Source organism: Stenomitos rutilans, from assembly GCF_059505485.1.
The window spans coordinates 220,419-244,957 of record NZ_JCACKR010000090.1; the positions used below are offsets into that span (position 1 = coordinate 220,419).

The 24,539-nt window shown below is 53.2% G+C and carries 12 protein-coding genes and 1 riboswitch; of the genes, 9 read left to right on the forward strand and 3 right to left on the reverse strand.

What is annotated here, in order from left to right:
* Positions 1–233 precede the first annotated feature (233 nt).
* From AC5JLP_RS17160 to AC5JLP_RS17185, 6 genes are all read left to right on the forward strand, one after another.
* Positions 234–395 (forward strand): hypothetical protein, encoded by a 162-nt coding sequence (locus AC5JLP_RS17160; protein ID WP_496069149.1) that lies wholly within the window; start codon positions 234–236, stop codon positions 393–395.
* A gap of 342 nt (positions 396–737) precedes the next feature.
* Positions 738–1,514, forward strand: a complete 777-nt coding sequence (locus tag AC5JLP_RS17165) for a peptidylprolyl isomerase (protein ID WP_496069150.1) — start codon at positions 738–740, stop codon at positions 1,512–1,514.
* On the forward strand, positions 1,511–4,105 hold the full coding sequence (locus AC5JLP_RS17170) for a type I secretion system permease/ATPase (RefSeq protein WP_496069151.1): 2,595 nt from the start codon (positions 1,511–1,513) through the stop codon (positions 4,103–4,105). Before AC5JLP_RS17165 ends, AC5JLP_RS17170 begins: the two co-directional genes overlap by 4 nt.
* A gap of 365 nt (positions 4,106–4,470) precedes the next feature.
* Entirely contained in the window at positions 4,471–12,675 is an 8,205-nt protein-coding gene (locus AC5JLP_RS17175) for a cadherin-like domain-containing protein (RefSeq protein WP_496069152.1), read from the forward strand.
* Between the two features lie 458 nt (positions 12,676–13,133).
* Entirely contained in the window at positions 13,134–14,111 is a 978-nt protein-coding gene (locus AC5JLP_RS17180) for a cysteine synthase A (protein WP_496069153.1), read from the forward strand.
* A gap of 135 nt (positions 14,112–14,246) precedes the next feature.
* Positions 14,247–14,327, forward strand: a riboswitch (Glutamine riboswitch).
* Between the two features lie 37 nt (positions 14,328–14,364).
* The gene (locus AC5JLP_RS17185; RefSeq protein WP_496069154.1) at positions 14,365–14,790 is read left to right on the forward strand and encodes a DUF4278 domain-containing protein; all 426 of its coding nucleotides are present in this window, start codon (positions 14,365–14,367) and stop codon (positions 14,788–14,790) included.
* A 215-nt stretch (positions 14,791–15,005) separates the two neighbouring features.
* On the opposite strand, the gene AC5JLP_RS17190 is transcribed toward AC5JLP_RS17185, so the two are convergent.
* The 3 genes from AC5JLP_RS17190 to AC5JLP_RS17200 all read right to left on the reverse strand — a co-directional run bounded on the left by AC5JLP_RS17190 (position 15,006) and on the right by AC5JLP_RS17200 (position 17,807).
* A complete protein-coding gene (locus AC5JLP_RS17190) occupies positions 15,006–15,194 on the reverse strand; it encodes a CPXCG motif-containing cysteine-rich protein (protein WP_190446902.1) in 189 nt (62 codons plus the stop codon).
* Between the two features lie 43 nt (positions 15,195–15,237).
* On the reverse strand, positions 15,238–16,878 hold the full coding sequence (locus tag AC5JLP_RS17195; protein ID WP_496069155.1) for a B12-binding domain-containing radical SAM protein: 1,641 nt from the start codon (positions 16,876–16,878) through the stop codon (positions 15,238–15,240).
* A gap of 788 nt (positions 16,879–17,666) precedes the next feature.
* Entirely contained in the window at positions 17,667–17,807 is a 141-nt protein-coding gene (locus AC5JLP_RS17200) for a hypothetical protein (RefSeq protein ID WP_496069156.1), read from the reverse strand.
* A gap of 63 nt (positions 17,808–17,870) precedes the next feature.
* Between AC5JLP_RS17200 and AC5JLP_RS17205 the strand changes: the two genes are divergently transcribed.
* The 3 genes from AC5JLP_RS17205 to AC5JLP_RS17215 all read left to right on the forward strand — a co-directional run bounded on the left by AC5JLP_RS17205 (position 17,871) and on the right by AC5JLP_RS17215 (position 24,295).
* A complete protein-coding gene (locus tag AC5JLP_RS17205; RefSeq protein ID WP_496069157.1) occupies positions 17,871–19,259 on the forward strand; it encodes a carbohydrate porin in 1,389 nt (462 codons plus the stop codon).
* Complete coding sequence (locus AC5JLP_RS17210) at positions 19,256–21,733, forward strand: tetratricopeptide repeat protein (protein WP_496069158.1); 2,478 nt, start codon at positions 19,256–19,258, stop codon at positions 21,731–21,733. The genes AC5JLP_RS17205 and AC5JLP_RS17210 overlap by 4 nt, the downstream gene beginning before the upstream one ends.
* A gap of 192 nt (positions 21,734–21,925) precedes the next feature.
* On the forward strand, positions 21,926–24,295 hold the full coding sequence (locus tag AC5JLP_RS17215) for a cellulose biosynthesis cyclic di-GMP-binding regulatory protein BcsB (protein WP_496069159.1): 2,370 nt from the start codon (positions 21,926–21,928) through the stop codon (positions 24,293–24,295).
* The last annotated feature ends 244 nt before the right edge of the window (positions 24,296–24,539 follow it).

A 24,539-nucleotide genomic window follows, 5' to 3' on the forward strand; every position in this document is an offset into this window, starting at 1 on the left:
TTACCATCATGCCACGATACTCTGGTTTCCCGATCGGAGTTTAGATCTACTTAAGCTCCTAGCCTGGATACTTATACCGATTTAAAGAATGACGGCTACAGATCAATCGGTGGGTAGGGGCAAGGCATTGCCTTGCCCCTACAGGGTGTGTCGCATTTTCAATTCAAATTGGTCTTAAAGGTCACGTAAAGCAGAAGGGGGAATTTAAATACTACTATGTGGATGCAGTAAAGATGGGAGTAGAACTGTCTACGCCCAGCAAGTTTATTAACCTGTTAGCCCGAAATGAGTTGAATGGGCTAGCTCCGGCTGAAGCTGAATGCCCTCTCCGCTATGAATGCGATCCAAAATCAATATGGATTGAGCGATCGGCCCAGGTTTTGCGTCTGCTGTAGAATTCAGCCTGCTTTGAGATTGAGAAGGAATGCAAAACTTAAATGAACGATCAACAAAGCGCAGATTGCTTTGGTCGGTCATCGTGACAGGGAATGATGAGCGACGTTACGATTCTTAGCGTCTGAGTAATCTTGCGGTTTAACGGTCTTAGATCTCAGAGGAGAGGTCGGTGCGGTACGTTTTGATGGTTTCTTCCCGTCGTTGAGTCTGGGGAAAACACTGAGAAGCTTTGAAGTAGAACTGTGGAATTTTCGTAAAAACTTGCACGAGATTTCGGTATTGCTACGGCATATTCGGGCAAGATAACAACAGATTCTAGATCTTACAGACCTGATTATTTCATGGAAGCTAAAGTAGCAGACTCAAAAGCCTTGTTAGTTGTTGACGAGAAGCCCCTCTCCCTAAGGCAATGTTTGCGGTATTTACAGGCGGCGGGTAAGCTGCAAGGTTTTGTTGGGGATATCTTGCGCCAATATGTACTGGAGCAAGCGCTAGAGACTAGACAAGACATTGAAATTAGCCCTGCGATCGTCGAGCAGTCGGTAATCGATTTCCGGTTGCAGCAGCAACTTACCGATAGTAAGGTTTTTCAGGAGTGGCTGAACCGCAATGGCTTAACCTACGAGCAGTTTCATAGTCAAATTGTTGGCAGTTTTAAACTCGAAAAGTTGAAAGTACTTGTCACGCAAGAGCGTGTGCAAGAACACTTTATTGAGCGTAAAGTGTTTTTCGATCGCGTCGTGCTATCGCGGATTGTGGTGGCTAGCAAAGAGCTAGCAGAAGAACTGTACAGTCAAATTACGGAAGGCGCGCCTTTTGAGCAACTGGCGCGGGAATACTCAACAGCGGATGAACGCGTGGCAAACGGCATGATGGGCCCCGTGAGTCGAGGTACCCTGCCTGATGCGTTGAGAGCCGCGATCGATTCGTCTAGCCCAGGCGAACTGGTGGGGCCGATCGAAGCGGAAAAGTTTTGGGCAATCTTTCGAGTAGAACAGTTCTTACCCGCCACCTTAGAAGATACCCAGTTGCAACAGGCTTTACAAAACGAACTGTTTGAGCGCTGGCTGTCAGAGAAAATTCAGACCATGACCGTTAAGCTACAGGTGAACGAATGATTGCGAACGAACTAGCCACCAATTTACCGTGGGATGTACCGCCACTCTCGTTACTTGCGCCTGACCAACAAGTGCAATTCAAGCAAGACGCGACCATCCGTCGGTTTAGCCTGGGTGACATGCTGTGGTCTACGGATAGTCCCGGTAGCCAACTGCTGGTCATCAGTGGCAAGGTTCGTCTGGTGCCTGAAGACGGCCAATCCATCATGCTGAAGACGGGCGATTGGTTGGGCGATCGCTTAGATTTGCCTGGTTTCTGGAAAGCGAGAGCCGCCGATAAAGATGTAGTGGTGGCTCAGTGGCATGTTGCGTTGTGGGATCAGGTTTTTTCAGCCGAACTGGAGCGCTTCTGGGCACAGCAACGCAATCGCTATCTGCCCACAACTGTAGAAACGCCTCAGCCGATCTCTGGGTTTCCCTTTGTGGCGAGCGTCAACACAGCCGCCGCTTGCTTGACAATGGCCGCCAGCCACCTGCAAATTCCAGCTCAACTAGAGTGGGTGCAGCGGCAAGTGCGGGGGCAGCGATCGGCAGACGTGATAGAAGCTGCCGAAAAGCTAGGGCTACAACTGCGACGGATTGATACAGCCTGGAATAATCTTCGCCAGCTTGGGCTACCAGCTTTGATGCAATGGCGAGATGACGGCAGTAGCACGGCAACCGCGTCAGCCTTAATCTTGCCGCCTTCTGTAAAAACTGTAGAGGCTGCGACGACGCGCTGGGTGATTGCCTACGCCGTTAAGGGCGATCGACTCATTGTGGCCGATCCCCTCAATCCCAGTCGTACCTGCGAAAGTGTACCGCGTGCCCTGGTCGAAAGCGTCTGGGATGGGCAACTCTGGCAAATTGAACCAATTCAGAAGCAAGAGACGTTTAGCCTTGCCTGGTTTCTGCCAGCCATTTGGAACTATCGGGTGCTATTGAGTGAGGTGCTGCTGGCCTCCTTCACGCTGCAACTGTTGGGTTTGGCAACTCCCGTCATCACTCAGGTCATCATTGATCGCGTGATGGTGCAGGGCAGCCTCTCGACGCTGGATGTGATGGCGCTTGCCTTGGTCGCCGTGGCGTTTTTTGAGGCAGGGTTAGGCTTCTTACGCCTGTTCATTTTCACCCATACCGCACGCCGCCTTGATCTGAGCCTTTCGGCCCAGTTATTTCGCCATCTCATGCGCCTGCCGCTGTCTTACTTTGAGGCGCGTCGGGTAGGTGACACGGTGGCTCGCGTACAAGAACTCGAAAATATTCGTCAATTTCTGACGGGTACCGCACTCACAGTCATTCTTGATGCGGTATTTGCGGTGGTTTACTTGGCAATTATGATTGCCTACAGCATTCCGCTGACCCTTGTGTCTCTGGGAATGATACCGTTCTTTGCGCTGCTGACGTTAACGGTCACCCCATTTTTGCGACGGTGGCTGAATGAAACGTTCAATCGCAGTGCTGATAGCCAGTCGTTTTTAGTCGAAACCATTACAGGCATTCAAGCCGTCAAAGCGCATACGGCTGAACGAGTGGCGCGTGATCGCTGGGAAGGGCTGTTTGCCCGCTTTATTCGCACGGGCTTCAAAGCGTCCACTATTTCTAACAGCAGCAACAACATTGCCGATTTTCTCACCAACCTGTCATCCCTCCTCATCCTGTGGTTTGGTGCCAAGCTAGTGATCGAGCAGAAGCTCACGATCGGTCAACTGGTTGCCTTTCAGATGCTCTCTGGCCGCATGACTGGCCCGTTGCTGCGTCTGGTGCAGCTTTGGCAGAATCTCCAGCAGGTGTTGCTCTCGGTCGATCGCATCGGTGATATCCTCAACACAGCTCCCGAAGCCGAAGCGGGATCTGGCCTAGTACTACCGCCGCTTCAGGGTCAGGTAACGTTTGATCAGGTCTTTTTTCGGTACTACCCAACGCAAGAGCCTGTCTTACGGGGCATTTCGTTTAACGTACAGCCGGGAATGCTGGTGGGGGTTGTGGGGCGCAGTGGGTCTGGTAAGAGTACGCTTTCTAAGCTAATTCAGCGCCTGTATCCTGTCGAATCCGGCCGCATTTTAATTGATGGATTTGACATTAAGAGTGCGGATCTCGCCTCCCTCCGCCAGCAAGTGGCTGTGGTTTTACAGGAAGACTTTCTCTTTAACGGGTCTGTGTTGGAAAATATCAGCCTTGGAAACCCAGACATCAGTGCCGAACAGGTGGTTGAAGCTGCGCGGCTGGCAGTGGCTCATGACTTTATTAGTGAGTTACAGCATGGCTATGAAACTAGCGTCGGTGAGCGGGGAACGGCGCTATCGGGTGGTCAGCGTCAACGCATCGCACTCGCTCGACTGTTCTTGTCTAAAGCACCTCTTTTAGTGCTGGATGAGGCTACAAGTGCATTAGATGCCGAAACCGAACAACAGGTTCTACAAAACATTCAAAAAGTGTCCCAAAATCGTACCGTTTTTCTCGTTGCTCACCGCTTTGCTCCCCTTAAACGCGCGGATCTAATTGTGGTGTTGGAGAAAGGTGTATTAGTTGAAAAAGGCACTCACGACGATTTGCTCCGGAGTAAAGGGTTGTACTGGTCTCTCTACCAGAGACAGCAAGCATCGATCTAATGGGCAGTTTTGTGTGCTGTTGGTTTGAAGTCGATCGTGTTGGATTGTGCTTCAACAGATGGCGAGTTTACTGTTGAGAATCAAACTGCTTAAACACTCTGGTGTAGTGACTTAAGCTTGTTGTAAATTGCGCGATCGAGTGAGCTGCGATCGCTATTTTCGATCGTGTTTAACCTTTTATTTGGTATTAGGTTAACTATTTGAAGCTTCTACGTAGAAACAATTTGAAGCTTCTACGTAGAAACACCAGGTTTTCAGTGCATTCAACAGAATCTTCGTAAAGATATACGAAAATAACCATTGGCTTTGTTATCAAACGTGGAGGGGATGGGCACTATAGCAGAGCCATGTAGGTGTAGACAGCAATGCCCGCAGATTCTATCGGTAATACCTTAGCAACCGCTAAGCAAATCTTTCCAATCATTAGTACGCAGACACAGAGCGAATTCGTCGGGATTGACGCTGGTGCTCTTGATGCGAACGATTACTACAGTTTTAAGCTTTCCCGGACCAGCAGCTTTAGGCTGTCCCTCACCGGGCTAAGTGCAAATGCTGATGTTCAGGTACTGACCAGTTCTGGATCTCTTGCTACAGGTACAGATGGGGCTGTGCTGACTTCGACCAATACAGGCACATTAGCAGAGTCGATCAATAACATTCTTGATCCTGGCACCTACTACATTCGCGTCTCGCCAGGGCCAGCGACCGACCCGCTAAACCCGCTGACTACGACCCCTAGCACCAACTACAACCTTAACGTTTCGGCGGATAGCAACACCAAAACAGATATTCTCTGGCGAAATTACAAAACAGGCGAGAACCTGACCTGGGTGATGGACGGCACGACGCTAGTGTCTGCTACAAACCTTCTAGCCGTCGGAGATATCAATTGGACGATCCAGGCGACCGGAGACTTTAATAACGACGGAAATACTGACATTGCCTGGCGTAACTATGCAACAGGGCAAGATGTAATCTGGCAGATGAATGGGACAACGTTGGTGTCCGGTTCATCCATTCTTGCGGTGACGGATCTGAACTGGAGGATTCAGGGCGCGGGTGACTTTAACGGCGATGGCACCAGCGATCTCTTTTGGCGGAATAGTTCAACCGGGCAAAACGCGGTCTGGTTCCTTAAAAATCTGACACTAGCCTCCAGCGTTTTGATCGAGTCGTTGGCGGGTACCAATTACAACGTTCAGGCGGTTGCTGATCTCAACAATGACGGTAGCGCGGATCTGGTCTGGCGCGATAATACGCCTAATGCAAGCAACTTCGTTTGGTTGATGAATGGTGTCACAAGAGCTGGCTTTGTCAACTTGCCTGGTGCAGACCCCAATTGGCGAATGCAGGGCACCGTTGATCTCAATAGCGACGGTAATTCAGATCTCCTCTGGCGCAACTACGCTACAGGACAGGATGCTGTGTGGTTCCTCAAAGGCACAACTTTTGCGTCGTCAGCTTTCTTGCCTACCGTCACCGATACGAACTGGCGGGCAGTGGCACCGTTTGCTCGGACGCTGCCTGCGGTGCGAGCCGATGCGGCGGGCAATACTACAACGTCTGCGTTCTCGATCGGCCCCATTAATGGCAGTGGCATCTACCGCGATGTGGTTGGTGGTACAGATACTAATGATTACTACCAGTTTTCGCTGGGCAGTACGACCCAACTCGCGCTGGCATTGAATGGTCCAGGGGGAGGGGCACTGAATGGCGATCTAGATCTGCGGGTTTATGATGCGTTTGGCAATGTGGTAGCCAGTTCCGCCAATGGTGGCAATGCGTCAGAGTCGATCGCCAGCAGTTTGATTGCAGGCACTTATTACATTCAGATTGCCGCTGCGTCTGGCAGCAGCGCCTATGAGCTGAACATTAATGCAAACAACCTGCCTGTGTTGCTCAGCAATAATGCGCTGACGATCAGTGAAGGGGCGGCACTCACGATCGGCAATACGTTGCTACAAGTCACGGATGAGAACAATACAGCGGCGCAACTGGCCTATACGCTGGTCAACCCTCCCGATCCGACCAAGGGAAATCTCAGCCTCAATGGCGCTGCGATCGCTCAAAACAGCATTTTCACCCAGGCGGATATTAACGCGGGTAAGCTCACCTATCAGCAGAATGGTAGCGAGACGCTCAGCGATAGCTTTGTCTTTAGCGTGTCCGATGGGGTAGGTGGCACTATTGCCGCTACAACATTCACTATCAATACGATTCCTGTCAACGACGCGCCTGTCTTGGCAACAAAGCAAGCCTTAACGCTGAGTGAAGGCACTGCCGCCAACCTTTCTGCGCTCAACCTGCTGGTAACGGATGTAGAGCAAACGGCAGCGCAGTTGATTTATAGCCTCAATAGTGTGCCAGGCAATGGCAACCTGTTGTTAAACGGTACGGCGATCGCGGCGGGAAGTACCTTTACCCAAGCTGACATCAGTACAGGCACCAGGCTAAGCTACAGCCACAACGGCACTGAAACCACCAGTGACAGCTTTACGTTTACTGTCACCGATGGTGCAGGCGGTACCGTGCCCCTATCGCCGCAAACCTTTAGCCTCGCCATTACACCTGTCAACGATGCACCTGTCCTAGTCTCCAACTTTGGCTTGACGGTCACTGAAGGGGCGTCTCCCATCATCACATCAGCGCTACTGCTCACAAGTGATGCTGAATTGACAGGGCCAGCCATCTCGCCGCAGCTTCCTGACCAAATCATTTACACGGTCGGCACCTTACCCATCAACGGCACGATCTTTGTTGGCACCAATGCCCTGGCTGTGAACGGCACATTTACCCAGGCAGACGTTAACAACAACCGTATTCTCTACAACCACAATGGGAGTAAGACCAATAGCGACAGCTTCGTCTTCCGTGTCTCTGACGGCAATACAGTAACGACCGACTCCACCTTCAACATCATTATTTCGCCCATCAACTCGCCGCCTGTATTGAACACAAACGCAGGCTTAACCCTCAGCGAAGGGACAACAGCGAGTATTAATGCCACACTGCTGCAAGTCACTGACCCAGACAACCCACCGCCCCAGGTAAAATACACGCTGGGTCAAAAACCTCTCAACGGTACCCTGAAGCTGAATGGAACGGCTTTAACGACTGGGCAAACCTTTACGCAGCAGGACATCAACACGCTCAATCGCCTAACCTATCAGCACAACGGCAGCGAAACAACCAGCGACAGCTTTAGCTTTACGGCCTCTGATCCGTTTGGCGCGGCAATTCCCAGTACCACCTTTAGCATTGCCGTGACTCCGGTTAATGATGCCCCGACACTGCTATCTAACGCTGGTCTAACGCTTTCTGAAGGAGCCGCTAGCAGCATTACAACGGCGCTGTTGAGTGCAACCGATGTCGATAATCTGGACGCGCAGATTACTTACACCGTCTCAACTCCAGCCCACGGTAATTTGGTTCTAGGCGCAACGACCGTAACAAGCTTCACCCAGGCGGATCTGGCGGGTGGTCAACTCAAATATGTGCATGACGGTAGTGAATCGACGGCGGATAGCTTTACCTTCACCCTTGGCGATGGTGCGGCAACAACGGCAGCGAGAACGTTCAATGTTGGGGTGATTCCGGTTAACGATCCACCCGGCATTTCCAACAATTTAGGGCTGACGCTGGCAGAAGGGGGCACCAGCACGATCGCCAGTGCAGCTCTAGCAATCACCGATAACGATGGCCCTGGCCCTCTGACCTACACCGTAGGCACAGCGACCGCCAAAGGCACATTGAAGTTAGGCACAGCGACCCTTACGGCAGGACAAACCTTTACCCAGGCGGATATTCTCGGTAATCGGCTCTCGTATACCCACGATGGGTCAGAAACGCTAGCGGATAGTTTCACCTTTACGGCCTCTGATGGTTCGACAGGCACGCTGCCGCTTACGACCTTTAGTATTGCTGTGACCCCGGTTAACGATGTACCTGTTCTGGTTTCTAATAGCGGTGTCACGCTTGCTGAAGGTGCGTTGACGACGCTGAGCAGCAGCGTGCTACAGGTCAGCGATGGTGATGGCCCACCCGCGACCAGTCTGGTCTATAGCGTAACCAATGCACCTACGAACGGCACGTTGCGCTTGGGTGGCAATGCGGTGACTAGCTTTACGCAGGCAAATCTGAACAGTGGACAACTGGTTTATCAGCACAATGGGGGTGAGTCGCTGTCGGATAGCTTCGCGTTTACGGTAACGGATGGTGTGGTGACAACGCCTGTGGGGCCAAGTACCTTCAATATCACGATCACGCCTGTTAACGACGCACCCGGTCTTTCCAACAACCTGGGGCTGGTGCTAGCAGAAGGCGCAACCAGCACGATCGCCAACACCGCACTGGCGATTACCGATAACGATGGCCCCGGCCCCTTAACCTATACACTGAGCGCTGGCACGACGAAAGGTAGCTTAAAACTGGGTACAGCAACCCTGTCAGCGAATCAAACCTTTACACAAGCAGACATCGACAGTAACCGACTCTCGTATACGCACGATGGGTCAGAAACAACCGCCGATAGCTTCAGCTTTACCGCCTCGGATAACTCGACTGGAACGATCGCCCTCACCACGTTCAATATCAACGTCACGCCTGTCAACGATGCGCCCGTGCTGACCGTACCTGGCTTCCAGGCAGTGGATGAAGATCTTCCCCTTGCGTTTACAGGCTCCAAGCTTGTCAGCGTCAGCGATGCCGATATTGGTGGCAATCCGCTGGTCGTGACTCTCTCGGCATCGGGCGGCACGCTCAGTCTCAACCCTGGCAGCCTGACGGTGAGCAACAATAGCACCAGTCAAGTCACACTCACTGGACAGCTCACTGCCGTTAATAATGCGCTCAGCAGCTTGACCTATAGAGGCTTGGCGAATTTCAATGGGCCTGATACAGTCACCATTGGCGTAACCGATCAGGGCAGCACAGGAGCAGGCGGCCCGAAGACCGATGCGAAGACGATCGATCTGATTGTGAACCCCATCAACGACGCTCCGACCTTAACCGTTCCAGGAGCGCAGACGGTTCTCGAAGATACGGCCCTCTCTCTGGCGAATCTCATTGACACCACCGATGTCGATTCGGGTACCAATCCCGTCAAGGTGAACGTTGGCACGTTGAATGGGAAGCTTACGCTAGGGACAACAGGCGGACTCACCTTTGCCGATAGCACCAACAATGGGGATGGGACGCTCAGCTTTACAGGCACGATCGACAGCGTGCGAGCCGCGTTGGCAACCCTCAGCTACCAGGGCAATGCTGACTACTTTGGCGCTGACACGATCACCATCAAGGTAGATGATCAGGGTTTTGTGGGTGCCTCCAGTGCGTTGAGCATCCAGAAAACGATCGGCGTGACGGTTGTGCCCGTGAACGATGTGCCGACCTTTACCGCTGGCACCAATCTCGTGGTGAATGAAGATGCCGCACCGCAGACCGTGAACTGGGCTACTGGCATTGCGACAGGCCCCGCGAACGAGTCGAGCCAAACGCTTAATTTCATCACCTCCAGCACTAACCCTGGTTTGTTTACCGTGGCACCGACGATCGACCCCACAGGCAAGCTCACCTATACGCTGGCACCCAATGCGAATGGTACAGCCACCGTGACGACGCGCCTGAAGGATAATGGCGGCACTGCGAACGGTGGTGTGGATACGTCACCCGACAGCATCTTTACCATTACGGTGAACCCCGTCAACGATGCGCCGTCCTTTACCAAAGGTGCCAACCAGACGATCGCAGAGGATGCAGGCCCACAAACGATAACGGGTTGGGCAACAGCCACTTCCGCAGGCCCAGCCGATGAAGCGGCTCAAACCCTCAACTTTGTGGTCAATACCGACAATGCCTCGCTGTTCTCCGCTGCTCCCACGATCGACCCAGCGACAGGCACCCTGACCTACACCGCAGCGCCCAATGCCAACGGCACCGCGATCGTCACCGTGCAGCTTAAAGACAACGGTGGCACCGATCTGGGTGGGGTAGATAGCTCCGCACTCCAGACCTTTACCATTAACGTCACGGCAGTGAATGATGCTCCGATCTTCACCCTGCCCAATCCACCAACCGTTGCCGAAGATACCACGTTGGCGATCGCAGGCCTCAGCCTCACCGATGTGGATGCAGGCAGCAGTCCACTGGTCGTCACGCTCTCGGTGACAAACGGCACGCTCAAGCTAGGCAATACCGCTGGACTCACCATCACCGCTGGCGCTGATAACACCAGTAGCGTTGCCGTTAGAGGCACTCTCAGCGATATCAACGCAGCGCTGGCAGGACTCAGCTACCGTGGCAACCTCAACTTCAACGGAGCAGACACTCTGGTGTTGAACGTGAGCGATCAAGGTGCAACGGGTTCTGGGCCAATCGGCACCGATAACCGAACGCTGGGCATCACCGTTACGCCCGTCAACGATGCTCCTGTCATTACCGTTCCTGGTAGCCAGACCGTTGATGAAGATACTAACTTAACGCTGTCTGGCGTGAGTGTTGCGGATGTCGATGCCAACAGCACTCCCATTACTGTGACGCTCACAGCCACGAATGGCACCTTAACGCTTGACCCAGTGGTTGCGGGCAGCAGTACACTGACCATCACTGATACGGTCACGAACATCAACACGGCGATCGCCAACCTCACCTACCGAGGCAAGCTCAACTACAACGGGGCCGACACAATCACGATTACGGCAAATGATCAGGGCAATACAGGCTTTGGTGGTGCCTTGTCTGACACCAAGACCATTAGCGTTAACGTGAATGCTGTCAACGATCCACCCGTGCTAACCGTCCCAGCAGCACAGACGGTCAACGAAGACACCAATCTGGTCTTCAACGGGGGGAGAGCCATTACCCTAACCGATGTAGACTCCGGCACCAGTCCCATTCAAGTGAACTTCACCGTCAGCAACGGTACTTTGACGTTGGGTGCCGTTGGCAGCGGCGGCACACTCACGGGTAATGGCACGGGCGCTGTCACCTACATTGGCACCCTGGCAGCGCTGTCACCTATCCTCAACACCCTGACCTATCGCGGTAAGCAGGATTACTTCGGTGCCGACACGCTGAATGTCACCGTCAATGACCAGGGCAATACAGGCTCCGGTTCACCGGGCATTGCGACTGGCTCTGTTGACATCAGCGTCGCTTCAATCAACGACGCGCCTGTCTTGCTGACAAACCGTGCATTGACACTGAGTGAAGGGACTTCTGGTGTGATCACCAACTCTCAACTCCGCACAACGGATGTAGACAATACAGCAGGGCAACTGGTCTACACCCTGTTTAGCGCACCGAATCCACTGACCAGTGGCAGCTTGCGGTTGTCCAATGGGGGTGGCACTACGGCAACGCTGGCGGCTGGTGGCACCTTTACCCAGGCCGATATCAACAGTGGCTACCTCTCCTACCTCCAAAATGGCAGTGAGACCACAAGTGATAGCTTTACCTTCAGAGTCTTTGACAATACACCTGGTAGTATCACCGTTCCTGGTAGCGGCAACGCCACCTTCAACATCGTGATTAATCCGGTGAATGATGCACCGACGATCGTCAACAACGCCAGACTCAACCTGACCGAAGGCGCAACGAGTACCATCTCTAACACCTTGCTGAGTGTCAGCGATGCCGACAACACAACGGTGCAATTAAAGTACACCTTGAGCAGTGCCCCTAATAACGGGAATCTGCGCTTGAATGGTGCGGCTCTCAGCCTCAACCAGACCTTTACTCAGGATGATATCAACAGCAACCGGATCTCCTATCGCCACAACGGTAGCGAAACCACCAGCGACAGCTTCATCTTTACGGTGAACGATGGTGCAGGCGGCACGACGGGCAGCAGAACGTTTAATGTTGGTATTACCAACGTGAATGATGCACCGACGATCGTCTCTGCGGGGCCTGCAACGGTGAACGAAGGCGCAACGCTCAACGTCACCAACACGCTACTGCGCACGTCTGACCCAGATAACCTTACCTCAGAGTTGCTCTACACCATCTCAACAGTGCCGATCTCAGGCACCCTCTTCTTGAATGGGACGGCCCTGGCGAATGGTGCAACCCTGACGCAACAGCAAATTGATCAGGGTGCGCTGACCTACGTTCACAACGGTAGTGAGCCAAGCGGCAACGACATCTTCGTCTTCCAGGTGTCGGATGGCACGACGACTTTGAGCAGTCGCGTCTTCAATATCAACGTCAACCCGGTTAACGATCCACCTGTACTGGTCAACAATACAGGATTGTTGTTGGCTGGTAATACGCCCTCATTAACGGTGATTGGTAGCGATCTGCTTCAGGTGTCAGATGTGGACAACACAACGGCTCAACTGACCTACACGCTCACCTCTGTTCCCAATCCAACGGTAGGTATTCTGCGGCTTAATGGCACCCAGATCAATGCCGGAGGCACGTTCACTCAAGCCGACATTGATTCGGGTAACCTCAGTTTCGATTACCTCGGTAACGGCAGTGGTGAAACCTTCCAGTTCACAGTCTCAGATGGTGGTGCTGGAGGCACGCTCTCTAATGCGTTCTTCTACATCAACTTCAACTATTCGTAAGCTGAATCGCCAATGACGTAACGTGATGTTGATGGGTGCTGTGCCATGATGGTGCAGCACCCATTTTTGATGGCATGGCGATCGTAGGGGCACCGTGAGCCGCATATTCAGTTTTGAGTTTTGAGTTTCAGGAGAGGTGATACCGATTTAAAGAATGACGGCTACAGATCAATCGGTGGGTAGGGGCAAGGCATTGCCTTGCCCCTACAGGATGTGTCGCATTTTCAATTCAAATTGGTATGAGAAGTGTAAGAATTTTGAGTTAAATTTCCGTCTTCTCCTGCTCCCCTAGCTCCCTCCGCATCCCAACTCCCAACTCCCTCTCTCATGCCCCCTGCCCTTCTGCCTCCCCTGCTCCCCCTGCCCCCTTAACTGATCGCTCTGCACCAAAAAGGAGATCGTCAATCCATCCGCTATACGCCAAAATCTTTATAGGGAACTAGTAGGTAGTTTGCAGCATGGATATCAAGCATGGCTTCGTTAGCGCGATCGGCAACACACCCCTGATTCGGCTGAACAGCTTCAGCGATGAAACAGGTTGCGAAATTTTGGGCAAAGCCGAATTTCTCAATCCGGGTGGCTCGGTCAAAGATCGGGCAGCGCTCTTCATCATTCAAGATGCCGAAGCAAAAGGGCTACTTAAATCCGGTGGCACTGTTGTTGAGGGTACCGCAGGTAACACAGGGATTGGGCTAGCACACATCTGCAACGCCAAAGGCTACAAGTGCCTGATTGTCATTCCTGAAACTCAGTCGCAGGAAAAAATTGACTTGTTACGAACGCTGGGTGCCGAAGTGCGTACCGTTCCCGCTGTGCCCTACAAAGACCCCAACAATTACGTCAAGCTCTCTGGCAGACTCGCCGCCGAGATGGAAAACGCGATCTGGGCAAACCAGTTTGACAACCTGGCAAATCGTCACGCCCACTACGCCACGACAGGCCCCGAAATTTGGGCACAAACGGATGGAAAGGTCGATGCCTGGGTAGCAGCAACGGGCACAGGCGGCACGTATGCTGGAGTTTCTCTTTTTCTAAAGGAGAAAGATCCTAGCATTCAATGTGTTCTTGCAGACCCAATGGGCAGCGGCCTCTATAGCTATGTCAAAACAGGTGAACCAAAGATGGAAGGCAATTCGATCACTGAAGGCATTGGTAACAGCCGTGTGACTGCCAATATGCAAGGGGCACCCGCAGATGATGCCATTCAAATTGATGATACTGAAGCTGTGCGCGTGGTGTATCAACTGCTAGAAAAGGACGGGCTGTTTATGGGTGGCTCTGTGGGTATTAACGTAGGAGCCGCGATCGCCTTGGCAAAGCACCTGGGGCCGGGACACACGATCGTGACGGTGCTTTGTGACAGTGGCAGTCGCTATCAATCCAAGCTCTTCAATCGGGAGTGGCTAGCGACAAAAGGACTGTTGCCAGCAGCATGAGGCAGGTGTGATGAACGATGCATACACCCTACGGGCCGCTCTTTCGCCAGATAGATTTATCGTGAAACAGTATAAAGTTTCGCTAAACTGCCGATTTCGTCAAATTCGGTAGCTTATAATACAGATATAAATCAAATCGTTCATCTAGCCGATACTCATCTAGTCAATCTTAGTTTCGGTAGACGGAAGTAGGGAGAAGTCCCGAAGGAACGCGCCTCAACTCACAACACGCATTAACCAAGAGGCGAAGACCATGCAACTGACTTACCGGGGCGTTAACTACGACTATCATCCTCGCAGCGCTGAAGCCGCCCGCGAAACAACCGTTTATCGCACGATTCGCCCCATTTATAACCTGCATTATCGTGGCGTTGTTTATGCAGTTGACCCGAACGCAGAGCCTGTTTTGCCCTCCGTTCGGTCATCGGCACAGCTAACCTATCGTGGCGTTGCTTACGCCTTGAATGGTGGTGAGCACCCTATTGCTGTACAAAACAGAGCGAGTGCTGTCTCCAGCAAGCCGCACTTTCAGAGGAAAGCCTCTAATAATGCAGAGTTTGTTACGACACATCGCAGTAATCTCCGCACCAATGTACAGCGTCGCCTGCAAATTGCACGCGAACAAGGTGATCAAAACCTGGTTTCGTTGCTTGAGCGTGAGCTACAGCAAATCGTTTAAGGCTGCTTGCAAACTCTGACTTGCTAAATGATTTAGGACTTACGCATTTGGCCTCCAAACCTCCAATTCTGGGGGCTTTAACTGGCTCAGTTCTCTCAAAAATGGGGGCTAGGGGGCGAAAGATGACTGCTCTTGCATAAATCCTAATGATTAATGAATCCTGGGCTACAGTATCTGTTGCTCAGGATTTTTTAGTAAGAGGGCGATCGTGCAGCCTAGCCTTCATATTCGCTATCAATCTCAATCTCTAGCGTTTCTTCGTCAATGCGCACATAGAGAATGTTCGGTCGGCAGCAAACCTGGCAATCTTCTACATACGACTGCTGACTACCGCCGCTAATATCGACAAACGTTGTATTTTCCTCGCCACAGTAGGCACAGTAGTATTCCGCTGTATTCTGCATCCCTCTCCCCCTCAACCCTGTCCCCTATACCCTACACCCAACCCTACGGTGAACCAGATAGCGCGGCCATTGGTTGCTGAAACGATGCCTCTGCGGTTGCCAAATGCTTCAGCAGCGTTGCTTGCGGTAGTGGCCCCTGCAAATGGCTCCAGGGAAGCACTTGCTCGTGGTTCCAGTTGGTGTGAACGTAGAAATCCAATCCAGGCAGTTTGCCGCGCAGTGCTTTAAACGCACGACGGTAGCTGCCGAGCGAATCGCCATAGTGACGGGTTAATTCGAGGAGGTGAGACAGGCGACGATCGCCCCTGGAAAGCAACGCCTGGATGATTGACCAGTTGTAGCTTTCAGGACGAAACTCAATGCCTTGCGATCGCAGTTGTTTCTGTAGCGATTGCAACCGCTTTTCGGCTTTTGTATTGACGCCAAACCACTGAAAGGGCGTGTGGGCTTTAGGGACAAAGGTGCTGCATCCAAAAGTTAGCCGCAAGCCGGGCACCGTTTTTTTGATGTCGCGCAGCATTGCCACCGTTTGATCCAGGTCTTCTGGTTCTTCATCTGGTATGCCAACCATGCCGTAGAGCTTGAGATTACTCAACCCACCTGCTTTGGCATTGATGGCTGCCTGAATAATCTCGTCATTGGTTAGCTTTTTATTGATAATCTGACGTAAGCGATCGCTTCCACTCTCCACCGCGATCGTAATCGAGCGGGTGTCATGTTTGGTCAGCGTTTCTGCCAGCTTAGGCGTGACAGTGTTTGTTCTCACTGAAGCAAGACTGAGCCGTACTTGATCGTATTCAGGACGATTGAGATAATCGAGCAGCGTTTCAAATTCGGGATGTTGAGTGACAGACGCGCCCAGCAAGCCAAGGCGATCGGTCACGGTCAACCCCTGCGCGATCGCGGGTATTAGCGACTCGTCTACGCTCGCTGTCCGAAACGGGAGCGTGAGATAGCTGGCAAGGCAGAAGCGACACATTTCTGGGCAGCTCCGCACCACTTCAATCATGTAGATGTTTTCCCACGCCGCTTTCTCCGTCACAACAGTGGAGGCTGAGAGTGTATTGCCTCGATAGGTTTGCTTTTCGATCCGCGCTGGAATGCTGGTATCAACGGGTGCGATCGACTCCAGCGCACCATCTAGACTGCGATACGTCATGGTGTAGAGACTGGGGACATAAATTCCTGGCACTTGCGCGAGATGGCGGAGTTGGGTCGCGCGATCGGCATGACGGATCGATCGATACGCTTCGATAAATTCACCCAGCAGCCGTTCGCCATCGCCCAGCAAAATCACGTCAAAAAAGTCTGCAAACGGTTCTGGATTTGCTGTTAGCACTGGGCCACCACCAAATACAAGCGGATGCTCATCTGAGCGCGCGATCGCCCGAATGGGAACCTCCAACTGTTCCAGCAAGCTCAGAATGTTTACATAGTCCAACTCCCAGGACAGAGAAAAGCCCAGTAACTCTGGTCTGGCGGGTAGCGGCTCCTGAGCATCAGTAAACAGGCGGCTCACCTGCACATCCGTCCGCGTTGCCAACGTTGCCCACACCACTTGATAACCCAGGCTTGTAATCCCCACGCTGTACTCATTGGGAAACGCAAAGATCGTCGGCACAGCATCAGACCCTGGCGTTGCTGGGGTAAATAGTAGACGTTCGGCTGCAAAAGGAGAAGTCATGAAAGCAACAAGAAGGGAACCACAGATCAGAGGTATTACAGCAGCAATGAAGCCCTTGCAACCCTCTCTTTGTTGTAGCCTTTCTTGCCCACATCAGTCCTAAATCATTTGTGAAAAGCATACTGGGTTTGGCTCAATTAGTAATCAGCGGTTAGTAATCAGCGGTCAGCCGTCAGTTTCCTTCTTGGTCGCCCCCTTTTCTTGTATGCCCAAAGGGCTTTAAGCTCCCAATTCTGGGGGACTTTGAGTTCTTGCTCCCCAAGTTGGGGGCTGAGGGGCTGGTTTTAGAGAATTTGCGTAAGTCCTGCTTCTAAAAACCAACCACTTTTCTGGTATGCCCAAAGGGCTTTACAACCAACAACTTCATTTAGCTCTCAGCGGTCAGCCTGAAATTTTAAGCTGGTAGCTGAATCAAAAGCAAAGCAGAGAAGCTTAACACAAAGGCGGAAACGCCTGAAGCAAGGCAAAAGGTTTTAATGTTAAGACAAAAAAATTCAGCATGAAGTCGAAGAAACTCACACGCTCTTTATAGAAATTACCCTGATTACTTTCTGATTGCTGGAATACAGGAGTCAGTTACCTCAGTAATTTACGCAGGGTTGGTATGAGCGCACCTTGATTGCGCCCCACATTAAGTCCTCGCTGGAAGCACTGAAGGGAATCGTTCTAAGACTCATTTACGGCAGACATCATGCCATCCGTGACCCACCGTTGGCTAGACTCCCCCTGTTGATGGCACTGATGCCTCAATCGATTTCGTTCTGCTAGCACTTATTTTCTGTTTGTTGCTAAGCCAACTGCTGCACACAGCCCACCTTCTCAGGCTTGTGACGGGTGCGATCGCCCGATCGTCCGTTGCAGCACTGAGCCGTATGGGATGGCCCTCCCCAACCAGGATGATGACTTTGAAGACATACCCGACCCAGCATCCGCCGAGGTTAACGCGACCAAAACGCATGCGGCTCCATCCCTTTTTACACCTTGGATTAACAATGGCTATCCTGCTGACGGCTGGAGCCGCAGAGACGCTCAGCCACTGTTCCACAGCCCTTGCAGAATCAACAGGCCTTGCAGAATCAGCGCCAGAAACGGATGATCGCCCAGTGCTGCCATCGGCTGTGGCGTTAACCCTTGCTTCGACGTCAAACTCGACAGCCAGCCAGACCTTTGCCTATAGTGCGCACACCACAATAATTGACGCACTGAAGGGTGAAATGGTGCCCCCGGCGCAACTAAATGGATCGCTCACTGCCGATCGTGACTTTGCTCTCTACGTAGACGCGTCTCAAACTCAGATTCAACAGTTAACGCCACACGTCAGGCGATCGTCTCTACTCTTAGCCGATTCAGGCGTGCCAGCTCCGTCAGATAAAGTGCTGAAGCAAGGCAGTTCAGTACTGGGTGTGCCGTCGATTCAATTACAGGGCGTATTTAAGCAGGAAGGCAGCGACACCTCGGCACGGGCACGAGTCACCACCTTCTACCCCGTCACTCCCAACGCAGGCTTTGGCGCAGAAGTGGATTTGACGACAGGTAGGGGGTTTGCTGATTCGCAAGAAACCGGGCTGAACTTGAACGAACTGTATTTTGCTGGATCGCTGCCGTCCCTGCCGACCTTGCGGTTTGTGGTGGGGTTGATGGATCTCACATCCTACTTTGATCGCAACAGCTTTGCCAAAGATGGCGCGACGCATTTCTTCAATTCGGTGTTTCAAACGAACCCAGCGCTGGCCGCCGCAGGTATTGCCTCCCGGCCGGGCTTGCTGGTGAACTGGAGCATAACGGACGATATTGACCTCAAAGCAACGACGTTTTCCTCAACACGCAACCTGGGTGACTTTCATCTGGATGGGTTTGCGGGTGAAGTGGGGGTACGCTTTGGCACTGCCATCATTCGTGGCACCTACGTGTCCTCTCGTGATGCCAGACAGCGCAGTGGCTTTCGAGAAATTTTTGATATTCCTCGATCAGGCCGATTAGGGCCTCAACCGGGCGATCGTGAAGAAGCCTATGGCATCAACGGTGAAGTCTACATTCCCAACCTCAAATTGGGACTCTTTGGGCGCTATGGACGCTACACCAATCTCGCTCTGGATGCCAGCGGCACAACCTACAGTGCCGGGTTGAACTTCTTAGATATCTTTTTGCCGAGCGATCGTCTGGGACTTGGCTACGGGCGGCAACTGTCGAATGATGACCTGCGGCGCGATCGGGGCGACAACAACCCCGATGTGCTGGAACTGTTCTACGACTTCCGCATCACACCCAATTTACGAGCAGCCGTGATGCTTCAAGAGCGCAATAGCTTCTCAGACACCGTTTTAGGTGTACGTGTCCGGACAGATTTTGACATTTCGTCAGTATTCAGGAGGTCGAGATGAAGCGTGAGCAGAAGGCAGAAGGTAGAGGGCAGAAGGCAGAAGGCAGAAGGCAGAAGGCAGAAGGCAGCATTCATTCAGAACGCAAAACTCAAAACTCAAAACTCAAAACTCTTACACCTCTCACCTCTCACCTCTCACCTTTCCTGAAACGCAAAACTCAAAACTTAGAACTCAAAACTCTCACCCCCCACTCCCTACTCCCCACTCCCCACTCCCCACTCCTGCTAGGTTTAGCCAGTAGCTTACTCATCGCGTTGTCTGGAATGCCGTCTCAAGCGCAGACCGCATCTGCTGGGCAGGGCTATACGCTGCTGAACCAGGGGTATGTGAATGATGCGATCGCCGCGTTTCAAAGGGCATTGCAGCAAAACCCCCAATCGCTAGAGGCCAAGCTTGGGCTGGCGATCGCCTATCAGAAAGCAGGACAGGATGCCAACGCCTGGAAAGCCTATCAGCAGGTGTTGGTGCAGGACTCGAAGAACCTGACGGCGCTGTCTGCGATCGGTGTGCTGGGTGGCTATCGACCGGAATGGCAGGCACGCGGCATTGAGGCGCTGACCACGTTGCTCACGCTGGCTCCAGAGCGAACGAGCGATCGCACGCAGCGGGCCGTGCTGTACGGCTACCAGGGACGTTTTGCTGAAGCTCTAACGGATTATCAGATTCTGCTGCAAAAGCCTACTCCAGCCGTGCTTTTAGGAGCGGCTCAGGCATATACCTACAGCGGCAACTACACAGAAGGCGTCACGTTATTTGAGCGCTACCGTGCAACGGGTAAAGCGTTACCAGCCGATGCCGTGATTGCCTACGCAACGGCCCTGCGAGAAACGGGCCAGCCTGATCAGGCTATTCCTTTGCTGGAGGAGCAACTGGGGCAGTTAAAACCAGCGGATCGACGATCGATTGAAGTGCGATCGTCCCTGGCAGCCGCTTATGAGGCCAATCAGCAGTCTGATCGGGCGATCGCTGTCCTCCAACCGTTACGCAATCAGCCAGGAGCCACACTGCCTTTAGCACGGGCACTCAGCCAGGTCGGTCGGCAAGCGGGCGATACCACGCTGTATGCCGAAGCGATCGAGCAGTATCGACAGGCCTTGCGTCAGACGGCGAACCCATCACCGGGATTGGTGGCAGAAGCGGCGGATGTGTTGAGCGAATTTCCACCCGCACGGCAAGAAGCGCTGTCGCTGTATGAGCAGTTGCTTACCCAAAAGTCAGAGCCAGGATTGGTGGTGAAGCGGCTGATCATCGCCCGTCAGCTTGGGCGAGTCACCGCGACTGAACTACGCCAACAGCTTCAGACCGTTTTACAACCGCTGCCTGCTAGAGCGGTAGAACGTCAGGCGATCGCGCTGGCATTGGTTCGCCTTGATCCTCCTGATCCAGCGCTGCTTCCCCAGTACCAGGAACTTTTGCAAAGTGGAGTCGATGCACCGTTCTTGCGCTTCCGCGTCGCCCAAATTTGGGTAGACAAAGGGGATTTTGAACAAGCACGGCAAGCAATTCAAACATACAGTGCGACCTCGGCAGGTGCCCGCGATCGTGCACCTCAACTACTGCTAGCCGAGATTGAGCGACGCGAAGGCAAACTGGATGCCAGCGCTCAACGATACGAAGCCGTAATTGCCAGTAACCCACCTGCCCCCGTCTTGTCAAACGCCCTGCTGGGTTTGGCAGATGTGCGACAGGCGCAGGGGCGATCGGACGAAGCCTTGCGCGTATACGACCAGGTTCTGGCAAGCAGGCCGCAGGATCTACGCACCCAGCTTGGTCGCGCCAGCGCTGCCTACCGTGCCGATCGCATCACCCTGGCTGAAGCCGAGACGGTGCTTGCGGCATGGCTCCAGTCACCGTCTGCTACAGAAACACCACCAGAGTTGTTTAGCCTCGTCGAGACCCTGCCAGCCGACCCCAAGCGAGAAGCCCTTTACAACACGCTGCTGGCTGTGCAGCCCGATAATCTTCCCATGCAGCGGCGTGCCCTGCAAGTGCTAGCAGTTCGTGACCCGGCTGGAGCACGATCGCAAGTCGAACAATTTGCAACGCGCAACAAGGGCAATCTCAACGCCTACTTTGTGCAAGGTGATCTGGCGCAAACGCTGGGCGATTTGCCGCTGGCAGACCAGGCATACAGCGCTATTTTGCAGCAGCAGCCCAATAATGTGGACGCGATCGCCGCTCTGGCAGGAGTGCGCTTTCAACAGCAGCGCTATGCCGAAGCCCAAACGCTTTACCACCGCGTGCTGGCATTACGCCCCAATGACCTCGATACCCGTCGCATTCTCGGTGAACTCAGCCTTGCCCAAGACCATCCAGGTGTTGCATTACAGCAGTTCAAAGCGTTACGAGCGCAAAGTAGCAATGCTCCCACTGCAACAGCGACCCAGAGCAACGCAACCGATCGCAAAATCGAAAAAATTCAGGTCGATCTTCTAAGACGACGCGGCTTTCAACCCTCATGGGAGCGGTACTAGAGGGTTTTTAGTTCTGAGTTTTGAGTTTTGAGTTAGAGAGCGGTCAGCGGTCAGCGGTCAGCTTGCTTCCAACAACTAACAACTCCTCTTCTACCTTCTACCTTTTGCCTTCTACCTTCTGCCCTCATCCCTCATTCCCCGTCCCTCTGCTCCCCCTTCTGCCTTTTACCTTTTGCTTTCTACCTTCTACCCATGCACCCTACCCGCTTTTCCCCGCCCCGCCTTTTGCTATCGATCGCCCTCTTCCTCTTAACCCTCGCCTTGAGCCTGGGTTTGGGGTGGCAGACTGTCACCATTGCTCAGTCCAATCCGCCTGCTGAAGCGCCTGCGACATCGGGTATTGATAAAGTGCCAGCGCCACCGCAAGTCTCTGGTGAAGCAGCCGCGAAAGATCCGGATGTTTCGGATGCGGCGAAAAAAGGGACGATCGTGTCGCCATTGGCAGCGGGTCAGTATGTGCTGGAGTTTAACCGCAGCCCAGTGGTGGGCAATCGGTTGCGGCTGCGGAGCATTTATGACGAAACGCGGCTGCGCTTTACGCGTCCTCGTGCCTGGAAGCCCAAAACAGCGAAGCTCCAGGTTCGGTTTCGGCACTCGCCTGCGCTGTACGCCACTCGATCGAACCTGACCGCTTATATCAACGGTGCTAGCGTAGGCAGCCTGCCGCTAAACAAAAAGCAGGCGGAAATCGGTAGCGCCGTGTTTGACATTCCGCCAGACATTATTCAGGACTACAACGAAGTCGTCTTGGCCGCGCTGCAAAACAACTCGCCTACCTGCACGCAAGACCCGTTTGACCCATCGCTGTGGACGGAGATTTTACCCGATTCCAAGCTGGTATTTGACTTTCAGCCCCAACCGATCGCGCTCAACTTCAGCCGCTATCCCTATCCCATCTTTGATGATCTCAGCCTGGAACCCAACCAGCTTGCCTACCTGCTGCCCAACACGGTGGAAGAACCCTGGCTCACAGCGACCACTCGCTTTCAAGCAAATATGGGGCGGTTTGCGCAATACCGTCCGCTCAATACGCGCCTGCTCACGACGATCGACCAGATGCAGCCCAATGAGCGGCTGGTTATCATTGGCACTCCCAAAATGCAGCCTGCGCTGGCGCAACTCTCCCTACCGCTGTCCGTAAAAGACGGGAAGGTACGGGACAAGGAAAAGAAGGTTTTGCCGAACGATGTGGGTGTGGTCATGCTCACAACAACGCCCGATAAGCTCCACCCCGTTCTGGTGATCACAGGCAACGCAGCCGAAGGCGTGGCAAAAGCGGCACAGTTTCTCATGCAGCCGCGCGATCGCCAGTTGGGTACCGGACAGGCGGTCGTGGTGCGGCAAGTCACCGATGTCCCGACACCATCGTCGCGCGAGTGGGCAGGCTATCTCCCCACTGGCAACCGCTTTCAGCTCAAAGATTTAACCACCTTTGACAGCAAGCCCTACGAAGATATGACCGTTCGGGGTGCCGATGCCCCGGTGATGGAGTTTGACTTCCGCGCTCTGCCCGACGACCAGTTTGCGACGGGCAACTTCATCAACCTCAACTACAGCTACAGTCCCCAGGTCAACCCACTTACCTCTCTGGTAGAAGTGCAGCTAGACGGGTTGGCACTTGTCGGTAAAAAGCTCGATTCGGTCACGGGCGGATCACACGAAACGCTGAGAGTCGCCTTACCCGAAGACCGCATCAAGCCCAACTCCAAAATTCGCATTCGCTTTCAGCTTGACCCTCGTGAACGTCGTTCCTGCAACCGGGCGCTAGACCAACAGCTTTGGGGTACCGTGCATGCTGACACCAGCTTTGAGCTAAACCGTACCAACGTCGCGCAGGTACCCGACTTGAAACTGCTGCAATTTGGCTATCCCTTTGCGGCTCCCCAGGATCTGTCCAAAACCACGATCGTCCTCCCAGAGACACCCACTCAAACCGATCTGGCACTGCTCCTCGAAATCAGTGCCCGCTTAGGACGACTCAGCAAAGCAGAAGCTGTCAAGCTAGAGGTGTTCCGTGCTGGGAAGTTGCCCACGACCGAACGGAGCGATCGCCATTTGATTGCCATTGGCACCCGTGAGCAATTTCCCCTTCCCGATGCTCTCCAGTCCGAAGGGTTCACCCTCCAGGAAGCCTTTCGCCGTCAACGCGGGCAAAGCCAGATCCAGACGCTCCCGGATGCCGAAGGCATGGTCAAAGAAATTGTGTCGCCCTGGAACCGCGATCGCGTCCTCCTCCTACTCAGCGGACAGACCCGCACCGGGTTAGATCAAGTGCGCGACCTGCTGAACCGCGATTTCCTCTTCTTCCAACTGCGCGAAGATACCGTGCTCATTGGCGCTGGTGAACCAGACCCCAACCCGTACAACCCCAACGCCTACACGCTGGAGTTTTTGCAACAGGCAAAGCAGAAACAGCAATTGAGCGAAACCAACCTCCTCGATCGCTTCCTGCAAACCCTCCGCGTGAGTTGGTTTATTCTCGCCCCCGGTTTTGTAGTCGCGGCACTGCTGCTGTATGCGATCGCCCAGTCGTATTTGGGGCGGTTGGGGAAGAAGAGGTGAGAGGAGAGGGGGCAGGGGGCAGAGGGGATCGGGAGATGGGAGAAGGTAACAGGTAAAAAATCAGGACTTATGTACTTTGACCAAAACCTCTGAGGTTTGCGTAAACCCTAAGAATAAAGCTCGACTGATTAAGTTCTAAGCTCAACCGATCGCATTACAAGCTCGACTCAGCAAATTACAAGCTCAGCCTATCTAATCACAAGCTCAACCTATCTAATTACCAGCTCAACCTATTCAATTACAG

Coding starts and splice junctions, on each gene's coding strand:
- AC5JLP_RS17160 (WP_496069149.1), top strand. CDS start 234: ATGGGAGTAGAACTGTCTACGCCCAGCAAGTTTATTAACCTGTTAGCC.
- AC5JLP_RS17165 (WP_496069150.1), top strand. CDS start 738: ATGGAAGCTAAAGTAGCAGACTCAAAAGCCTTGTTAGTTGTTGACGAG.
- AC5JLP_RS17170 (WP_496069151.1), top strand. CDS start 1,511: ATGATTGCGAACGAACTAGCCACCAATTTACCGTGGGATGTACCGCCA.
- AC5JLP_RS17175 (WP_496069152.1), top strand. CDS start 4,471: ATGCCCGCAGATTCTATCGGTAATACCTTAGCAACCGCTAAGCAAATC.
- AC5JLP_RS17180 (WP_496069153.1), top strand. CDS start 13,134: ATGGATATCAAGCATGGCTTCGTTAGCGCGATCGGCAACACACCCCTG.
- AC5JLP_RS17185 (WP_496069154.1), top strand. CDS start 14,365: ATGCAACTGACTTACCGGGGCGTTAACTACGACTATCATCCTCGCAGC.
- AC5JLP_RS17190 (WP_190446902.1), bottom strand. CDS start 15,194: ATGCAGAATACAGCGGAATACTACTGTGCCTACTGTGGCGAGGAAAAT.
- AC5JLP_RS17195 (WP_496069155.1), bottom strand. CDS start 16,878: ATGACTTCTCCTTTTGCAGCCGAACGTCTACTATTTACCCCAGCAACG.
- AC5JLP_RS17200 (WP_496069156.1), bottom strand. CDS start 17,807: ATGCTGGGTCGGGTATGTCTTCAAAGTCATCATCCTGGTTGGGGAGGG.
- AC5JLP_RS17205 (WP_496069157.1), top strand. CDS start 17,871: ATGGCTATCCTGCTGACGGCTGGAGCCGCAGAGACGCTCAGCCACTGT.
- AC5JLP_RS17210 (WP_496069158.1), top strand. CDS start 19,256: ATGAAGCGTGAGCAGAAGGCAGAAGGTAGAGGGCAGAAGGCAGAAGGC.
- AC5JLP_RS17215 (WP_496069159.1), top strand. CDS start 21,926: ATGCACCCTACCCGCTTTTCCCCGCCCCGCCTTTTGCTATCGATCGCC.